This window comes from Pseudomonas sp. GW821-FHT07G06, assembly GCF_058986625.1.
In genome coordinates, this window is sequence record NZ_JBYSVW010000018.1 from 19835 (window position 1) to 36636 (window position 16802).

Below are 16802 nucleotides of genomic sequence, written 5' to 3' on the forward strand. Positions count from 1 at the left end.
TCGAACGACGGTGGAGCAATTCGACAGAGCGTTAACAAAAGTTTTCGTCGATGTGCTGTCGCGTACCTTTCGTCATGTACATCGGGTAGCGGCGGGTGAGAGCGTACTCTGTACTTTTACCGATTTGTTTGGCTAACAAGCGAACCCTGTGGGAGCGAGCCTGCTCGCGATGGCGTCAGTTCGGTCACCCGTGAAGTTGCATGGCATTGCGCTTTCGTCGGAGCGCCGCCCGGAGCAAGCCCGCTCCCACAGGGTTATGGGTTGTATCCAGTTTTGTGTCCTGTTACATGACAATTTATGTTTGGCCATAGGTCACAGGACAATTTCGTGGTTAACTTCGGCCTCGTCAAAATTCTCCACCACAACGTTCAGAAGGACTCCGTTCATGGCTCAAGTCACTCTTAAAGGCAACCCGGTTCAAGTCAACGGCCAACTGCCACAAGCCGGTTCCAAGGCGCCAGCCTTTTCCCTGGTTGCCGGCAATCTGTCCGACGTTACCCTCAAAGACTTTGCCGGCAAGCGCAAAGTGCTGAACATCTTCCCAAGCGTTGATACCCCGACCTGCGCCACCTCGGTGCGCCAGTTCAACGCCAAGGCCAGCGACGTGGCCAACACCGTTGTGCTGTGCATCTCCGCTGACCTGCCGTTCGCCCAGGCCCGCTTCTGCGGCGCCGAAGGCCTGGAAAACGTACAGAACCTGTCGACCCTGCGCGGTGCCGAGTTCATCCAGAACTACGGCGTGGCCATCGCCGACGGTCCGCTGAAAGGCCTGACCGCCCGTGCCGTGGTGGTGCTGGACGAAAACGACAACGTGCTGCACAGCGAACTGGTTGGTGAAATCGCTGACGAGCCGAACTACGAAGCGGCACTTGCTGTTCTGAAATAAGCGTACCTTTACAATGTTTAACGGCCTGGCCCTGTCCAGGCCGTTTTCATTTGTGTTTCAGTGTCTTGGATAAAACTCCTGTTACGTAAGCCGAAAGTAAATTGCCGGTAAAGGCGCTTTGCTTAAAACCCGCCAGTGCTTATCGTTCAGCCTCATGTAAAAAAGCCCACGCGCCCAATGGTTGATCACTCAATGCAATCCTCCGCTTCCCGTAGTCCCCGTCGCTGGCTGTTCGGCCTGCTTGTCCTGTTGGTCATCGCCGCCCTGTGCTGGAAATTCTGGCCGGGCAGCGCTGCACCCAAAGAGGCGGCGGGGCAGAAAGCCGTTGCCGGGCATACCGGGCGATCGGGGGGCATGCGTCCGGGGTTCGGCGGTGCGTCAGGGCCGGTACCGGTGCGCGTGGCTGCGGCCGTCACCGGTGACTTCCCGCTGTATTTCAAGGCGCTGGGCACGGTCACGGCGCTGAACACCATCAACGTCCGCAGCCGCGTCGGCGGTGAGCTGGTCAAGATCTATTTCGAAGAAGGGCAGATGGTCAAGGCCGGCGACCTGCTGGCCGAAATCGACCCGCGCCCTTACCAGAACGCCTTGCTTCAGGCCGAAGGCACTTTGCTGCAGAATCAGGCGCAACTGAAAAACGCCCAGGTCGATGTCGAGCGCTATCGCGGCCTGTACCGCGAAGACAGTATTGCCAAGCAGACCCTGGACACCGCCGAAGCGCTGGTCGGTCAGTTCCAGGGCACGGTCAAGACCAATCAGGCAGCGGTCAACGATGCCAAACTCAACCTTGAATTCACCCGGATCCGCGCACCCATCACCGGTCGCGTGGGCCTGCGTCAACTGGACGTCGGCAATCTGGTGGCGGCCAACGACACCACCGCCTTGGCGATCATCACCCAGACCCAACCGATCAGCGTGGCCTTCACCCTCCCGGAAAACAGCCTCGACACCGTGCTCGCCCGTTATCGCAGCGGTGCGCAATTGCCGGCTGAAGCCTGGGATCGCGGCGATACCAAATTGCAGGCCACTGGCGTGCTGCAGAGCCTGGACAACCAGATCGACGTCACCACCGGCACCCTGAAATTCAAGGCCCGTTACGAGAACCGCGATCAGTCACTGTTCCCCAACCAGTTCGTCAATGTGCGCCTGCTGGCCGACACCCTCAAAAACGTGGTGCTCGCACCGTCCGCCGCGATCCAGTTCGGCACCAACGGCACGTTCGCCTATGTCCTGGACGGTGACAAGAAGGTCAAGATCCGTCAGTTGAAAGTCGGCGCCAGTGACGGCCTGAACACCGTGGTCACCGAAGGCCTGTCCGCGGGCGACCGGGTCGTACTGGAAGGCACTGACCGCCTGAAGGACGGCAGCGACGTGGAGGTGGTCAACGACAGCCAGGACGTGCCGACCACGCCAACCGAACACCTGCAGGGCAAGTCGGCAGTCAATGCGGCTGAGCCCGCGACCACCGACAAGGCGAAAAAGGGCGGCGCATGAATCTCTCGCGGCTGTTCATCCTTCGCCCGGTAGCCACCACGCTGAGCATGCTGGCGATTATCCTGGCCGGCGTGATTGCCTATCGGTTGCTGCCAGTGTCGGCGCTGCCCCAGGTCGATTACCCGACCATTCGCGTCATGACCCTGTACCCCGGCGCCAGCCCGGATGTCATGACCAGTGCGGTGACCGCGCCGCTGGAGCGGCAGTTCGGGCAAATGCCCGGCCTGACACAAATGGCCTCCACCAGTTCCGGCGGCGCGTCGGTACTGACGTTGCGGTTCAGCCTCGACATCAACATGGACGTGGCCGAGCAACAGGTGCAGGCAGCAATCAACGCCGCCACCAACCTGCTGCCCAAGGACTTGCCGGCACCGCCGGTGTACAACAAGGTCAACCCGGCCGACACGCCGGTGCTGACCCTGGCCATCACCTCCAAAACCATGTTGCTGCCCAAGCTCAACGATCTGGTCGATACGCGCATGGCGCAGAAAATCGCCCAGATCAGCGGCGTCGGCATGGTCAGCATTGCCGGTGGGCAACGCCAGGCCGTGCGGATCAAGGTCAACCCGGAGGCCCTGGCCGCCAACGGCTTGAACCTGTCGGACGTGCGCACCCTGATTGGCGCCTCCAACGTCAACCAGCCCAAGGGCAACTTCGACGGCCCGACCCGGGTCTCGATGCTCGATGCCAACGATCAACTGACCTCGCCCAAGGACTACGCCAACCTGATTCTGGCCTATGCCAACGGCGCGCCGCTGCGGCTCAAGGACGTCGCTGAAATCGTCGACGGCGCCGAGAACGAGCGTCTGGCCGCATGGGCCAACGAGAACCAGTCCGTGCTGCTGAACATCCAGCGTCAGCCCGGCGCCAACGTGATCGAGGTGGTAGACCGGATCAAGGCGCTGCTGCCGAGTATCACCGACAACCTGCCGGCCGGCCTCGACGTGGTGGTGCTGACCGACCGCACCCAGACCATCCGCGCCTCGGTCAAGGACGTGCAGCACGAATTGCTGATCGCCATCGCCCTGGTGGTCATGGTCACCTTCCTGTTCCTGCGTCGCGCCAGCGCCACGATCATTCCGTCGGTGGCCGTGCCGCTGTCGCTGATCGGCACGTTCGGCGTGATGTACCTGGCCGGGTTCTCGGTCAACAACCTGACCCTGATGGCCCTGACCATCGCCACCGGTTTCGTGGTGGACGATGCGATCGTCATGCTGGAGAACATTTCGCGCTTCATCGAGGAGGGCGACAGCCCGCTGAACGCGGCGCTCAAGGGCGCCAAGCAGATCGGTTTCACCCTGATCTCGCTGACGTTGTCGCTGATCGCCGTGCTGATCCCGCTGCTGTTCATGGCGGACGTGGTCGGACGGCTGTTCCGCGAGTTCGCCATTACGCTGGCGGTGGCGATCCTGATTTCCCTGGTGGTTTCCCTGACGCTGACGCCGATGATGTGCGCGCGACTGCTCAAGCGCGAACCCAAGGAAGCCGAGCAGGGGCGTTTCTATCGCGCCAGCGGTGCGTTCATCGACTGGATGATCGCCGCTTACGGGCGCAAGTTACAGTGGGTGCTCAAGCATCAGCCCCTGACCTTGATGGTGGCCATTGGCACTCTGGCGCTCACGGTATTCCTGTACATGGTGGTGCCCAAGGGCTTCTTCCCGGTGCAGGACACCGGGGTTATCCAGGGTATTTCCGAAGCGCCGCAATCGATTTCCTTCGCCGCCATGAGCGAGCGTCAGCAGGAGCTGGCCAAGGTGATTCTGGCCGACCCGGCGGTCGAGAGCCTGTCCTCCTACATCGGCGTGGACGGCGACAACTCGACCCTCAACAGCGGCCGTTTGCTGATCAACCTCAAGTCGCACCACGACCGTGACCTGAGTGCAACGCAAGTGATTGCCCGCCTGCAACCGGAGCTGGACAAGCTGGTCGGCATCCGCCTGTTCATGCAGCCGGTGCAGGACCTGACCATCGAGGACCGGGTCAGCCGCACGCAGTACCAGTTCAGCATGTCGTCACCGGATTCGGAACTGCTGAGCCTGTGGAGCGGGCGCCTGGTCGAAGCCTTGGCCGACCGCCCGGAATTGACCGACGTGGCCAGCGATCTGCAGGACAAGGGCTTGCAGGTCTATCTGGTAATCGACCGCGATGCGGCGTCGCGGGTCGGGGTGTCGGTGTCGAACATCACCGATGCGCTGTACGACGCCTTCGGTCAGCGGCAGATTTCCACGATCTACACCCAGGCGAGCCAGTACCGTGTGGTCCTGCAATCGCAGTCCGGCGAGAAGATCGGTCCGGATGCGTTGAACCAGATTCACGTCAAGACCACCGATGGCGGTCAGGTACGCCTGTCCAGCCTGGCGCATATCGAGGAGCGCCAGGCGCAACTGGCGATCACCCACATCGGCCAGTTCCCGGCGGTGATGATGTCCTTCAATCTCGCGCCCGGCGTGGCGCTGGGGCATGCGGTCGAGATCATCGAGCAGGTGCAGAAGGACATCGGCATGCCGATTGGCGTGCAGACCCAGTTCCAGGGCGCGGCGGAGGCTTTCCAGGCCTCGTTGTCGAGCACCTTGCTGCTGATCCTGGCGGCGGTGGTGACCATGTACATCGTGCTGGGCGTGCTCTATGAGAGCTACATCCACCCGATCACCATACTCTCGACCTTGCCGTCGGCGGCGGTGGGCGCCTTGCTGGCGTTGATCCTCAGCGGCAACGACCTGGGCATGATCGCGATCATCGGCATCATTCTGCTGATCGGCATCGTCAAGAAGAACGCGATCATGATGATCGACTTCGCCCTCGACGCCGAGCGCAACCAGGGCATGGACCCGCAAACGGCGATCTATCAGGCCGCCTTGCTGCGTTTTCGGCCGATCCTGATGACGACCCTGGCCGCGCTCTTCGGTGCCGTGCCGTTGATGCTGGCCACCGGTTCCGGCGCGGAACTGCGCCAGCCGCTGGGCCTGGTGATGGTCGGCGGCCTGTTGCTGAGCCAGGTTTTGACCCTGTTCACTACGCCTGTGATCTACCTGTATTTCGATCGGTTGGGACGCCGCTTTGGCAAGACCGGCGCTCAGGAGACGGCGGTATGAAGGCCTGCACAACCTGTGGGAGCGAGCCTGCTCGCGAAGAGGCCCGTACGTTCAACATCATTGCTGGTCGATACACCGCTATCGCGAGCAAGCCCGCTCCCACAGGGGGGCAGCAGGGCTCGTGGTTTGGTGCCGGGAGCAGTCATCGATGAATCTCTCGGGACCGTTCATCAAACGCCCCGTGGCAACCATGCTGCTTTCACTGGCCATCATGCTGCTGGGTGGCGTGAGCTTCGGTTTGCTGCCCGTGTCGCCGCTTCCGCAAATGGACTTTCCGGTGATCGTGGTCCAGGCCAGCCTGCCCGGCGCCAGCCCCGAGGTCATGGCGTCGACGGTGGCCACGCCGCTGGAGCGTTCTTTCGGCGCGATTGCCGGGGTCAATACCATGAGCAGCCGCTCCAGCCAGGGATCGACCCGGGTGATCCTGCAATTCGACCTCGACCGCGACATCAACGGTGCGGCGCGGGAAGTGCAAGCGGCCATCAACGCCTCGCGCAACCTGCTGCCCAGCGGGATGCGCAGCATGCCGACCTACAAGAAGGTCAACCCGTCCCAGGCGCCGATCATGGTGCTGTCGCTGACATCCGATGTGCTGGAAAAAGGCCAGCTCTATGACCTGGCCTCGACGATCCTGTCCCAGAGCCTGTCCCAGGTGCAGGGCGTCGGCGAGGTGCAGATCGGCGGCAGTTCGCTGCCGGCGGTGCGTATCGAACTCGAACCGCAGGCGCTGAACCAGTACGGCGTGGCCCTGGACGATGTGCGCAACACCATCGCCAATGCCAACGTGCGCCGGCCCAAGGGCTCGGTGGAAGACGATCAGCGGCTGTGGCAGGTCCAGGCCAACGACCAGTTGGAAAAGGCCAAGGACTACGAGTCGCTGATCATTCACTACAACGGCGGCGCGGCCCTGCGCCTGAAAGACGTGGCCAAGGTCAGCGACGGCGTCGAAGACCGCTACAACAGCGGTTTCTTCAACGACGACGCGGCGGTGCTGCTGGTGATCAACCGGCAGGCCGGCGCCAACATCATCGAGACGGTCAACGAGATCAAGGCGCAGTTGCCGGCGCTGCAGGCGGTGTTGCCGGCCAGCGTCAAGCTGAACCTGGCCATGGACCGCTCGCCGGTGATCAAGGCCACGCTGCATGAGGCGGAAATGACCCTGCTGATCGCCGTGGCGCTGGTGATCCTGGTGGTGTTCCTGTTCCTCGGTAACTTCCGCGCCTCGCTGATCCCGACCCTGGCGGTGCCGGTGTCGCTGGTCGGTACCTTTGCCGTGATGTACCTCTACGGGTTTTCGCTGAACAACCTGTCGCTGATGGCGCTGATCCTGGCCACCGGGCTGGTGGTGGACGATGCCATCGTGGTGCTGGAGAACATTTCCCGGCACATCGACGAAGGCGTGCGGCCGATGAAGGCGGCCTACCTCGGCGCCCAGGAAGTCGGCTTTACCTTGCTGTCGATGAACGTGTCGCTGGTGGCGGTGTTCCTGTCGATCCAGTTCATGGGCGGGATCATTGAAAGCCTGTTCCGCGAATTCTCCATCACCCTGGCGGCGGCCATCGTGGTTTCGCTGCTGGTGTCGTTGACCCTGACCCCGATGCTCTGCGCCCGCTGGCTCAAGCCGCACACGCCGGGGCAGGAGAACCGCCTGCAACGCTGGAGCCGGCGGGCCAACGACTGGATGGTCGGCAAATACGCCACCAGCCTCGACTGGGTGCTGCGCTACAAACGCCTGACGTTGCTCAGTCTGTTCGTGACAATCGGAGTGAACATTGCGCTGTATGTTGTTGTTCCTAAAACATTTTTACCTCAACAGGATACCGGTCAGCTGATCGGTTTCGTGCGCGGCGACGACGGCCTGTCCTTCAGCGTGATGCAGCCGAAGATGGAGATTTTTCGCCGTGCGGTGCTCAAGGATGAAGCGGTAGAAAGCGTCGCCGGTTTCATCGGCGGCAGTAACGGCACCAACAACGCCTTCATGCTGGTGCGCCTGAAACCGATCAAGGAGCGCAACATTTCCGCGCAGAAAGTCATCGAGCGTCTGCGCAAGGAAATGCCCAAGGTGCCCGGCGCACAGCTGATGCTCATGGCCGACCAGGACCTGCAGTTCGGCGGCGGCCGTGAGCAGACCACCTCGCAATACTCCTACATCCTGCAAAGCGGGGATCTCGGGGCGTTACGCGAGTGGTATCCGAAAGTCGTCACCGCGCTCAAGGCCTTGCCGGAACTGACGGCCATCGATGCGCGGGAAGGCCGGGGCGCCCGGCAAGTGACCCTGATCGTCGACCGCGACCAGGCCAAGCGCCTGGGTGTCGACATGGAGATGGTCACGGCGGTGCTGAACAACGCCTACAGCCAGCGGCAGATTTCGACCATCTACGACAGCCTCAACCAGTATCAGGTGGTGATGGAGGTCAACCCGAAATACGCCCAGGACCCGGTCACCCTCAAGCAGGTCCAGGTCATCACCGCCGATGGCGCGCGGATCCCGCTGTCGACCATCGCCCATTACGAAAACAGCCTGGAAAACGACCGGGTCAGCCACGAAGGCCAGTTCGCCTCGGAAAGCATTGCCTTCGACATGGCCGAAGGCGTGACCGTGGAGCAGGGTGGTGCCGCCATCGAGCGGGCGATTGCCAAGCTCGGGCTGCCGGAAGAGGTGATCGCGAAAATGGCCGGCACAGCCGACGCTTTCGCGGCGACCCAAAAGAGTCAGCCGTGGATGATTCTGGGGGCGTTGGTGGCGGTGTATCTGGTCTTGGGTGTGCTGTACGAAAGCTACATTCATCCGCTGACCATCCTGTCCACCCTGCCGTCCGCCGGGGTTGGCGCGTTGCTGTCGATCTATGCGCTGGGCGGCGAGTTCAGCCTGATTTCGTTGCTGGGGCTGTTTCTGCTGATCGGCGTGGTCAAGAAAAACGCGATTTTGATGATCGACCTGGCGTTGCAGCTGGAGCGGCATCAGGGCATGGCACCGCTGGAATCGATTCGCAGTGCCTGCCTGCAACGTTTGCGACCGATCCTGATGACCACCCTGGCGGCGATCCTCGGTGCCTTGCCATTGCTGCTGAGCCGCGCCGAAGGGGCGGAAATGCGCCAGCCACTGGGCCTGACCATCATCGGCGGGCTGATCTTCAGCCAGGTGTTGACGCTTTACACCACACCAGTGGTTTACCTCTATCTCGACAAACTGCGCCATCGCTTCAACAAATGGCGTGGAGTGCGTACCGATGCTGCTCTGGAAACTCCGCTATGACTGAACGTTCGCTTTTCAACCTGGCTGCACCGCTGATCACGGCTCGAGGCTCGCGTCTGCTGAGCCTGTCACTGTGCGTGGCGATGCTCAGCGCCTGCGCCGTCGGCCCGGATTACCAGCGCCCGCAAACCGCGGAACCTGCGCAGTACAAGGCCGCAGAAGGCTGGCGCCAGGCCAACCCGAGCGATGCCCTGGCGCGCGGCGCATGGTGGGAGCTGTATGGCGATCAACAGCTCAATGGCCTGATCGAGCAGCTCAACAGCGCCAACCAGACCGTCGCCCAGTCCGAAGCCCAGTACCGTCAGGCCCAGGCCTTGGTGCGCAGTGCACGCGGGGCGTTTTTCCCGACGGTCGACCTGAACGTCAGCAAGAACCGTTCAAGCCAGGGCACCGGCAGCAGCAACTCCAGCCTGAGCAGTTCGTCCAGCGGTATTCGCGACACGTATTCGGCCCAGGCGGGCGTCAGTTGGGAGGCGGATGTGTGGGGCAAGCTGCGCCGTGGCCTGGAAGCCGACACCGCGAATGCCCAGGCAAGCTTTGCCGATCTGGCGGCCATGCGCCTGAGCCAGCAGTCGGAACTGGTGCAGAATTACCTGCAATTACGCGTGATCGATGGCCAGAAGCGCCTGCTCCAGGACACGGTCGAGGCCTATCAGCGCTCCCTGAAGATGACCGAGAACCAGTACCGCGCGGGCGTATCCGGCAAGGACGCCGTGGCCCAGGCCCAGACGCAGCTCAAGAGCACTGAAGCGGACATGATCGATCTGATCTGGCAACGCGCGCAGTTCGAGAACGCCATCGCTGTGCTGATCGGCCTGCCGCCGGCGGAGTTCAGCCTGGCGGAAAGCCAGGACATTCCACAGTTGCCGCAAGTACCGCCAGCCCTGCCTTCGCAGCTGCTGGAGCGTCGCCCGGACATCGCATCCGCCGAACGCTCGGTAATGGCTGCCAACGCCAACATCGGTGTGGCCAAGGCTGCCTATTACCCGGACCTGACCCTGAGCTTGAACGGTGGTTACAGCAGCAGTACCTCGAAAGACTTGTTCAGCCTGCCGAACCGCTTCTGGTCGGTCGGGCCGCAATTGGCCATGACCCTGTTCGACGGCGGCCAGCGCTCGGCGGAAGTCGACCGCAGTGAAGCGGCCTATGACGAAACAGTGGCCAAGTACCGCCAGACCGTACTGGACGGGTTCCGCGAAGTGGAAAATTTCCTGGTGCAGCTCAAGGTGCTGCAGGATGAAGCCGTCGTGCGCCAACAGGCGCTGGACGCCGCCCGTGAATCGTTGCGCCTGACCCAGAACCAGTACAAGGCCGGCTTGATCGCGTACATCGATGTGGTGGTGACCCAGGCGGCGGCGCTGAGCAATGAGCGCAGTAACCTGGACCTGTTGCAAAGCCGCCTGATCGCCAGCGTGCAGTTGATTGCGGCATTGGGGGGTGGCTGGGATGGACAGCTTGAAGTGAGCGACAGCCAATAGCGCAATCTAACGGACACTGCAATCCCTGTGGGAGCGAGCTTGCTCGCGATAGCGGTGGTTCAGGCAACATTCATGCTGAATGTGACGCAGCCATCGCGAGCAAGCTCGCTCCCACAGGTTTTGTGGTGCCAGCAGCTTGACGCGAGTTAATGTAAAACCTTAAAACAGACGTTTCATCGGACTGATGGCCCTTTGCTAATTTTGTGAGTGCGTTCTCATTCGGAATCAGTACAATCGCCGCATTTTCCCCCGGCGAGAATCAATACCATTAACGGGGGCATTCGCGAGAAGTTCCCATGCTCATCGGTAGCTATTCCCCCACCCTGGTTATCATTTCGCTCTGTGTCGCGATTCTCGCCTCATATACCGCACTCGACCTGACCGGACGCATTGCCACTGCCAAAGGCCGCGCCGTGCATTTGTGGACCGCCGGCGGGGCCATTGCCATGGGCATCGGCATCTGGTCGATGCACTTTATCGGCATGCTCGCGTTCAAGCTGCCGATCGATCTGGGTTATGACGGCGCAATCACCCTGTTGTCGCTGTTGATCGGCGTGCTCTCCAGCGGTTTTGCGCTGTGGCTGGTCAGCCAGCCGCAACTGCCGGCCTGGCAACTGGCCTTTGGCGCACTGGTCATGGGCGCCGGCATCAGTGCGATGCACTACACCGGCATGGCCGCCATGCGCATGCAACCCGGCATCGACTATGACCCGACGCTGTTCGGCGCTTCGCTGATGATCGCAGTCGGTGCCTCGGGCGCGGCATTGTGGATCGCTTTCCGTTTGCGCCAACACACGCCGTATGTCCGTCTGATCCGTGGTGGTGCCGCCGTGATCATGGGCATCGCCATCGTCGGCATGCACTACACCGGGATGGCCGCTGCACGCTTTGCCGATGGCAGCTTTTGCGGGGCGGCGGTCGATGGGTTGAGCGGCAAGGGCCTGGACAACCTGGTGCTGATCACCACGCTGGCGGTGCTGAGCATCGCCTTGCTGACCTCGATCCTCGATGCACGTCTGGAGGCCCGCACCGCGAGCCTGGCCCAGTCGCTGACCGAAGCCAACCGTGAACTGACCCAACTGGCCCTGCATGACACTCTCACCGGGTTGCCGAACCGGACGTTGCTCGCCGACCGAATCGATCAGGCCATGTCGCGGGTTCGTGAAGAGGGTGGTTGCTTTGCCCTGATGTTCATCGACCTGGACGGCTTCAAACCCGTCAACGATGCTTTCGGCCACCACATGGGCGACTTGCTGTTGCGCGAAGTGGCCCTGCGCCTGCGCGAAGACTTGCGCAGCCAGGACACCCTGGCGCGGATCGGCGGCGATGAGTTCGTGTTGCTGGTGCAATTGAGCGAACAGAACGATGCCTTGAACCTCGCGGCCCGCCAGGTCGGGTTGATCGCGCAGGCGTTCCGGGTTGCCGAACATGATTTGCACATTTCCGCCAGTGTCGGCATCGCGCTCTATCCGGGTAACGGGCAGTCCGCCCACGAATTGCTGATGAACGCCGACGCGGCGATGTACCACGCCAAGGGCGCGGGTAAAAACGGCTACAGCTTTTTCGACGCCTCGATGAACAACAACGCGCGCAAGCAACTGCAATTGCTGCAGGACTTGCGCAATGCCTTGGAACATCAGCAATTCAGCCTGCATTACCAGCCCAAGTTCGATGCCGCCAATGGCCGACCGGTGGGCGCCGAGGCCCTGTTGCGCTGGGAGCATCCGACGCAGGGGTTGCTGTTGCCGGACAAATTCATCGAACTGGCGGAAAAAACCGGGCTGATCATTCCGATCGGCGAGTGGGTGCTCAACGAAGCGTGCCGCCAGATGCGCGAGTGGTACGTGCTGGGCTACACCGATTGGCGCATCGCCGTGAACCTGTCGGCCATCCAGTTTTGCCATGCCGGGCTGGTCCAGAGCGTCGCCAAGGCGCTGGCGACTCACCATCTGCCGGCCAACAGCCTGACCCTGGAAATCACTGAAACCACCGCCATGAGCGATGCCGACGCGAGCATGACGGTGCTTCAGGAACTCTCGGCAATGGGCGTCGACCTGTCCATCGACGATTTTGGCACCGGTTATTCGAGTTTGATGTACCTCAAGCGCCTGCCGGCCAACGAGCTGAAGATCGACCGCGGCTTTGTCCGCGACCTGGAGCGCGACAGCGATGACGCCGCCATCGTTTCGGCCATCGTGGCGCTCGGCCAGGCGCTGGGGTTGCGCATCGTTGCCGAAGGTGTGGAAACGGACTCGCAGCAGGACTTCCTGACGCAACTCGGCTGCGACTCGTTGCAGGGTTACCTGCTGGGGCATCCGCTGCCGGCCGCCGGCTTCATGGTGGAAATCCATCGCGGCGAGGCACTGGTTGCCAGTTGACCCGTTGCGAAGGAGCTTGTTGTGGCGAGGGAGCTTGCTCCCGCCGGGGCGCGAAGCGGCCCCCGATTTTCAGCCTATTGAGTCACCTGAAATCGCGACTGCTTCGCAGCCGAACGGGAGCAAGCTCCCTCGCCACAAAGCGCTGCCGAATTCATGCAAAAACCGCCAATGGCGGTTATTCTTGCCCCCGACCGCTTAAGCTTTGATTGGGGGAAGGCTCGCATGGACAAAGTCATCGTCATCACCGGCGGCAGCCGCGGCATTGGTGCCGCCACCGCACTGTTGGCCGCCGCGCAGGGCTATCGGATCTGCATCAACTACCAGGCTGATGAACAGGCTGCACTCGGCGTGCTCGAGCAAGTCCGCGCCCTCGGTGCGCAAGCCATTGCGGTACGGGCCGACGTCAGCATCGAAGACGAAGTCATCGCGTTGTTCCATCGGGTCGACAATGAACTGGGCCGGGTCACGGCGCTGGTCAACAACGCCGGCACCGTGGGGCAAAAGTCCCGTGTCGACGAAATGTCCGAATTCCGCATCCTCAAGATCATGAAAACCAACGTCCTGGCGCCGATCCTCTGCGCCAAGCACGCGATCCTGCGCATGTCGCCCAAGCACGGCGGGCAGGGCGGCAGCATCGTCAACGTGTCCTCGGTGGCCGCACGCTTGGGCGCGCCCAACGAATACGTCGATTACGCGGCGTCAAAAGGTGCGCTCGACACCTTCACCATCGGCCTGTCCAAGGAAGTGGCGGGAGAGGGGATTCGCGTCAACGCCGTGCGCCCGGGCTACATCTACACCGATTTCCATGCCTTGAGCGGCGATCCGGACCGGGTCAGCAAGCTTGAGTCGGCGATCCCGATGGCACGGGGCGGGCGTCCGGATGAAGTGGCGGAGGCGATTGTCTGGTTGCTGTCGGACAAGGCTTCCTATGCGACGGGGACATTTGTCGATCTCGGCGGTGGGCGTTAACACTTCAGTTTTGTGTTGTTGAATATGGCCTCTTCGCGAGCAGGCTCGCTCCCACAAGGGTTTATCGGTGTACACACTATATGTGAACACCGATAAACCCTTGTGGGAGCGAGCCTGCTCGCGAAGGCGATAGTACGGGCAACATCCAGCCATCAGAACGACCGCACAATCCGCCCCAACGTCTCCATCGCCTTCTCCGCCGCCTCATCCCACGGGCTCCCATAATTCAACCTAATACAATTCCTGAACCGCTGCGTCGGCGAAAAAATCGGCCCCGGCGCAATGCTGATCCCCTGCGCCAGCGCCATCTGAAACAACTTCAACGAATCCATCTGCTCCGGCAATTCCAGCCACAAAAAGTACCCGCCCGCCGGTTGGCTCACCCGGGTCTGCGCCGGGAAATAGCGGGCGATGGCGGCGAGCATGGCGGCTTGCTGGTCTTCCAGTGCATGGCGCAATTTACGCAGGTGCCGGTCGTAGCCGCCGTGCTGCAGGTAGTCGGCGATCGCCGCCTGTGCAGGCATGGACGCGCACAGCGAGGTCATGAGTTTCAGGCGTTCGATTTTCTGCGCGTAGCGCCCGGCGGCGACCCAGCCGATGCGGTAACCGGGGGCCAGGCTTTTGGCGAACGAGCCGCAATGCATCACCAGGCCTTCGGTATCGAATGCCTTGGCCGGTTTCGGCGCTTGTTGACCGTAATACAGTTCGGCGTAGACATCGTCTTCGATCAGCGGCACCTGGTGGCGGCGCAGCAGTTCCACGAGCTGCTGTTTCTTGGCCTCGGGCACGGTGGCGCCCATGGGGTTCTGGAAGCTGGTCATGCACCAGCAGGCCTTGATCGGATGGCGTTCAAGCGTTTGTTCGAGCACGCCGAGGTCGATGCCGTCGCGCGGATGCACGGGGATTTCCACGGCTTTGAGTTTCAGGCGTTCGAGCACTTGCAGACAGGCGTAGAACGCCGGGGCTTCGATGGCCACCAGGTCGCCAGGTTGCGTCACCGCTTGCAGGCACAGGTTGAGGGCTTCCAGGGCGCCGTTGGTGATCAGCAGTTCTTCCATGGGCAGCATCAGTCCGCCGACCATATAGCGCAGGGCGATTTGCCGGCGCAGCTGCGGGTTGCCCGGCGACATGTCGGTGACCACCATGCGCGGATCCATCTCGCGGGTGGCGCTGGCCAGGGAGCGGGACAAGCGTTGCAGGGGGAACAGCGTCGGGCTGGGGAATGCCGAGCCGAAGGCCACGGTGTTCGGGTCCTTGATCGAGTCGAGTACCGAAAACACCAGTTCGCTGACGTCGACTTCCGTGGATTCGTTGACCTGGCTGCTGATCACCGGCTCGGAAAACGGTCGCGGCGCATGGGCATTGACGAAATAGCCGGAGCGCGGACGGGCGCGGATCAGTCCACGACGTTCCAGCAGGTAGTAGGCCTGGAACACCGTCGACGGGCTGACGCCGTAGGTCTGGCTGGCGTAGCGCACTGACGGTACACGCTGGCCGGGTCCAAGGACGCCGGAGCGGATCAGTTCTGCGATGTCGTCGGCGAATTTTTCGTAGCGTTTCATCAAAATGCCCGGTTGGGTGTCTTTTGGAGAGGTGGACGGTGGTACCGCCAAGATCGCAGCCTTCGGCAGCTCCTACAATGGATCGGCTTGCGTGTGTAGGAGCTGCCGAAGGCTGCGATCTTCAAAGCTCTGCATCTTAAAGGCTCAGCGATTCAATGGCGCAACAAACCGGCTCTTCGCCACGCTGTAGACGCCAGGCTCATCGCTGTCGACCACTTCGAAGCTGATGCTCTGCGAACTGCTGGCCGGGCGCTCCGTGAGCATTGCCACCGACACCGGCACGTCGACAATCTCGCCCGGCGCCAGGTTCAACACGGTCTTGCCCTGCAACTCGAAATCATCGGCATCGACCAGGCGCAATTGGTAGTCCTGACGCTGCTGGGTCTTGTTGATCACCTTCAGGCTGTAGATGTTTTCGATCTGCCCCCGGCTGTTTTCGCGAAACAGACCCCGGTCCTTGCTGACGTCGAGCGAGACCATCGGCCGTTCCACCAATGCCACCACCAGCGCGGCGATCATCACCAGCAGCACGGCGGTGTAACCGATCAGGCGCGGGCGCAGCAGGTGCGTCTTGCCACCTTGCAACTGATGCTCGGAGGTATAGCTGATCAAACCCCGGGCGTAGCCCATTTTGTCCATGATCGAATCGCAGGCGTCGATGCACGCGGCGCAACCGATGCATTCCATCTGCAAGCCATCGCGGATGTCGATGCCGGTCGGGCAAACCTGTACGCAGAGCTGGCAATCGATGCAATCGCCCAAACCGACCTCGGCGGGTTTGACCTCGCGTTTGCGCGGGCCACGGTTTTCGCCACGGGCCACGTCGTAGGAAATGGTCAGGGTGTCTTTGTCGAACATCACGCTCTGGAACCGCGCGTAAGGGCACATGTGCATGCACACCGCTTCACGCAGCCAGCCGGCATTGATGTAGGTGGCACCGGTGAAAAACAGCACCCAGAACAGGCTGACGCCGCTCATTTGCAAAGTCAGCAGTTCTTCGGCCAGTGGCCGGATCGGGGTGAAGTAGCCGACGAAGGTCAGGCCGGTCAGCAGGCTGATGGCCAGCCACAAGGTGTGTTTGGCCGAGCGACGCATCAGTTTGTTGACGCCCCACGGCGCGGCTTGCAGCTTGATCCGTTGGTTGCGCTCACCCTCGGTGACTTTCTCGCACCACATGAAGATCCAGGTCCACGAGCTTTGTGGGCAGGTGTAGCCGCACCAGACCCGGCCGGCAAACACGGTGATCGCGAACAGGCCGAACGCGGCGATGATCAACAGCGCCGACAGCAGGATGAAGTCCTGCGGCCAGAAAGTCGCGCCGAAGATATGGAATTTACTTTCGGAAAGATCCCAGAGCACCGCCTGGCGGCCGCCCCAGTTCAACCACACGGTGCCGAAAAACAGCAAAAACAGAAAACCCGCGCCGCTGATGCGCAGGTTGCGGAACAGCCCGCTGAAGCTGCGGGTGTGGATCAGGTTGTCGCTGGTTCCGGCCTTCGTCTTTGGACGCGGAGGCTCGAATGTTTCTACGGTTCGGACGGGGATTCTATCGCTCATGGTCTTTCGCTCATCAGCCTCCATCAGGCATGAGCACTATGAGCGGCGATCTGTTTGCATAACAGACTCAGGTATTGCATTAAAAAGCGGATCAGATGGCCGTGTTCGCCCGGCCTGCGACAACTTGAAG

General features: G+C 61.8%; 9 protein-coding genes. 7 read left to right on the forward strand and 2 right to left on the reverse strand.

What is annotated here, in order from left to right; all coding sequences use genetic code 11:
* The first annotated feature begins 385 nt into the window (after positions 1-385).
* The 7 genes from tpx to AC3WJW_RS24875 all read left to right on the forward strand — a co-directional run bounded on the left by tpx (position 386) and on the right by AC3WJW_RS24875 (position 13553).
* On the forward strand, positions 386-886 hold the full coding sequence (gene tpx, locus AC3WJW_RS24845) for a thiol peroxidase (protein WP_103393591.1): 501 nt from the start codon (positions 386-388) through the stop codon (positions 884-886).
* Between the two features lie 177 nt (positions 887-1063).
* On the forward strand, positions 1064-2380 hold the full coding sequence (locus tag AC3WJW_RS24850; RefSeq protein WP_493727787.1) for an MdtA/MuxA family multidrug efflux RND transporter periplasmic adaptor subunit: 1317 nt from the start codon (positions 1064-1066) through the stop codon (positions 2378-2380).
* Positions 2377-5472: an MdtB/MuxB family multidrug efflux RND transporter permease subunit gene (locus AC3WJW_RS24855; RefSeq protein ID WP_493727788.1), complete on the forward strand. Its 3096-nt coding sequence runs from the start codon at positions 2377-2379 to the stop codon at positions 5470-5472. Before AC3WJW_RS24850 ends, AC3WJW_RS24855 begins: the two co-directional genes overlap by 4 nt.
* A 148-nt stretch (positions 5473-5620) precedes the next feature.
* A complete protein-coding gene (locus AC3WJW_RS24860) occupies positions 5621-8728 on the forward strand; it encodes an efflux RND transporter permease subunit (protein ID WP_493727789.1) in 3108 nt (1035 codons plus the stop codon).
* Complete coding sequence (locus AC3WJW_RS24865) at positions 8725-10206, forward strand: efflux transporter outer membrane subunit (RefSeq protein ID WP_429382266.1); 1482 nt, start codon at positions 8725-8727, stop codon at positions 10204-10206. The genes AC3WJW_RS24860 and AC3WJW_RS24865 overlap by 4 nt, the downstream gene beginning before the upstream one ends.
* 296 nt (positions 10207-10502) lie before the next feature.
* Complete coding sequence (locus AC3WJW_RS24870; protein WP_493727790.1) at positions 10503-12584, forward strand: putative bifunctional diguanylate cyclase/phosphodiesterase; 2082 nt, start codon at positions 10503-10505, stop codon at positions 12582-12584.
* A 222-nt stretch (positions 12585-12806) separates the two neighbouring features.
* On the forward strand, positions 12807-13553 hold the full coding sequence (locus AC3WJW_RS24875; protein WP_493727791.1) for an SDR family oxidoreductase: 747 nt from the start codon (positions 12807-12809) through the stop codon (positions 13551-13553).
* A 152-nt stretch (positions 13554-13705) separates the two neighbouring features.
* Here AC3WJW_RS24875 and mapR read toward each other — a convergent pair whose 3' ends face one another.
* Together mapR and ccoG are read right to left on the reverse strand one after the other, a co-directional pair.
* Positions 13706-15115 (reverse strand): GntR family transcriptional regulator MpaR, encoded by a 1410-nt coding sequence (mapR, locus tag AC3WJW_RS24880; RefSeq protein WP_102700036.1) that lies wholly within the window; start codon positions 15113-15115, stop codon positions 13706-13708.
* A gap of 144 nt (positions 15116-15259) precedes the next feature.
* Positions 15260-16672, reverse strand: a complete 1413-nt coding sequence (ccoG, locus tag AC3WJW_RS24885; protein WP_493727792.1) for a cytochrome c oxidase accessory protein CcoG — start codon at positions 16670-16672, stop codon at positions 15260-15262.
* Positions 16673-16802: the final 130 nt, after the last annotated feature.

Excerpts from the sequence above, each read along its gene's own strand:
- tpx (WP_103393591.1), top strand. The coding sequence starts at position 386 with ATGGCTCAAGTCACTCTTAAAGGCAACCCGGTTCAAGTCAACGGCCAA.
- AC3WJW_RS24850 (WP_493727787.1), top strand. The coding sequence starts at position 1,064 with ATGGTTGATCACTCAATGCAATCCTCCGCTTCCCGTAGTCCCCGTCGC.
- AC3WJW_RS24855 (WP_493727788.1), top strand. The coding sequence starts at position 2,377 with ATGAATCTCTCGCGGCTGTTCATCCTTCGCCCGGTAGCCACCACGCTG.
- AC3WJW_RS24860 (WP_493727789.1), top strand. The coding sequence starts at position 5,621 with ATGAATCTCTCGGGACCGTTCATCAAACGCCCCGTGGCAACCATGCTG.
- AC3WJW_RS24865 (WP_429382266.1), top strand. The coding sequence starts at position 8,725 with ATGACTGAACGTTCGCTTTTCAACCTGGCTGCACCGCTGATCACGGCT.
- AC3WJW_RS24870 (WP_493727790.1), top strand. The coding sequence starts at position 10,503 with ATGCTCATCGGTAGCTATTCCCCCACCCTGGTTATCATTTCGCTCTGT.
- AC3WJW_RS24875 (WP_493727791.1), top strand. The coding sequence starts at position 12,807 with ATGGACAAAGTCATCGTCATCACCGGCGGCAGCCGCGGCATTGGTGCC.
- mapR (WP_102700036.1), bottom strand. The coding sequence starts at position 15,115 with ATGAAACGCTACGAAAAATTCGCCGACGACATCGCAGAACTGATCCGC.
- ccoG (WP_493727792.1), bottom strand. The coding sequence starts at position 16,672 with ATGAGCGATAGAATCCCCGTCCGAACCGTAGAAACATTCGAGCCTCCG.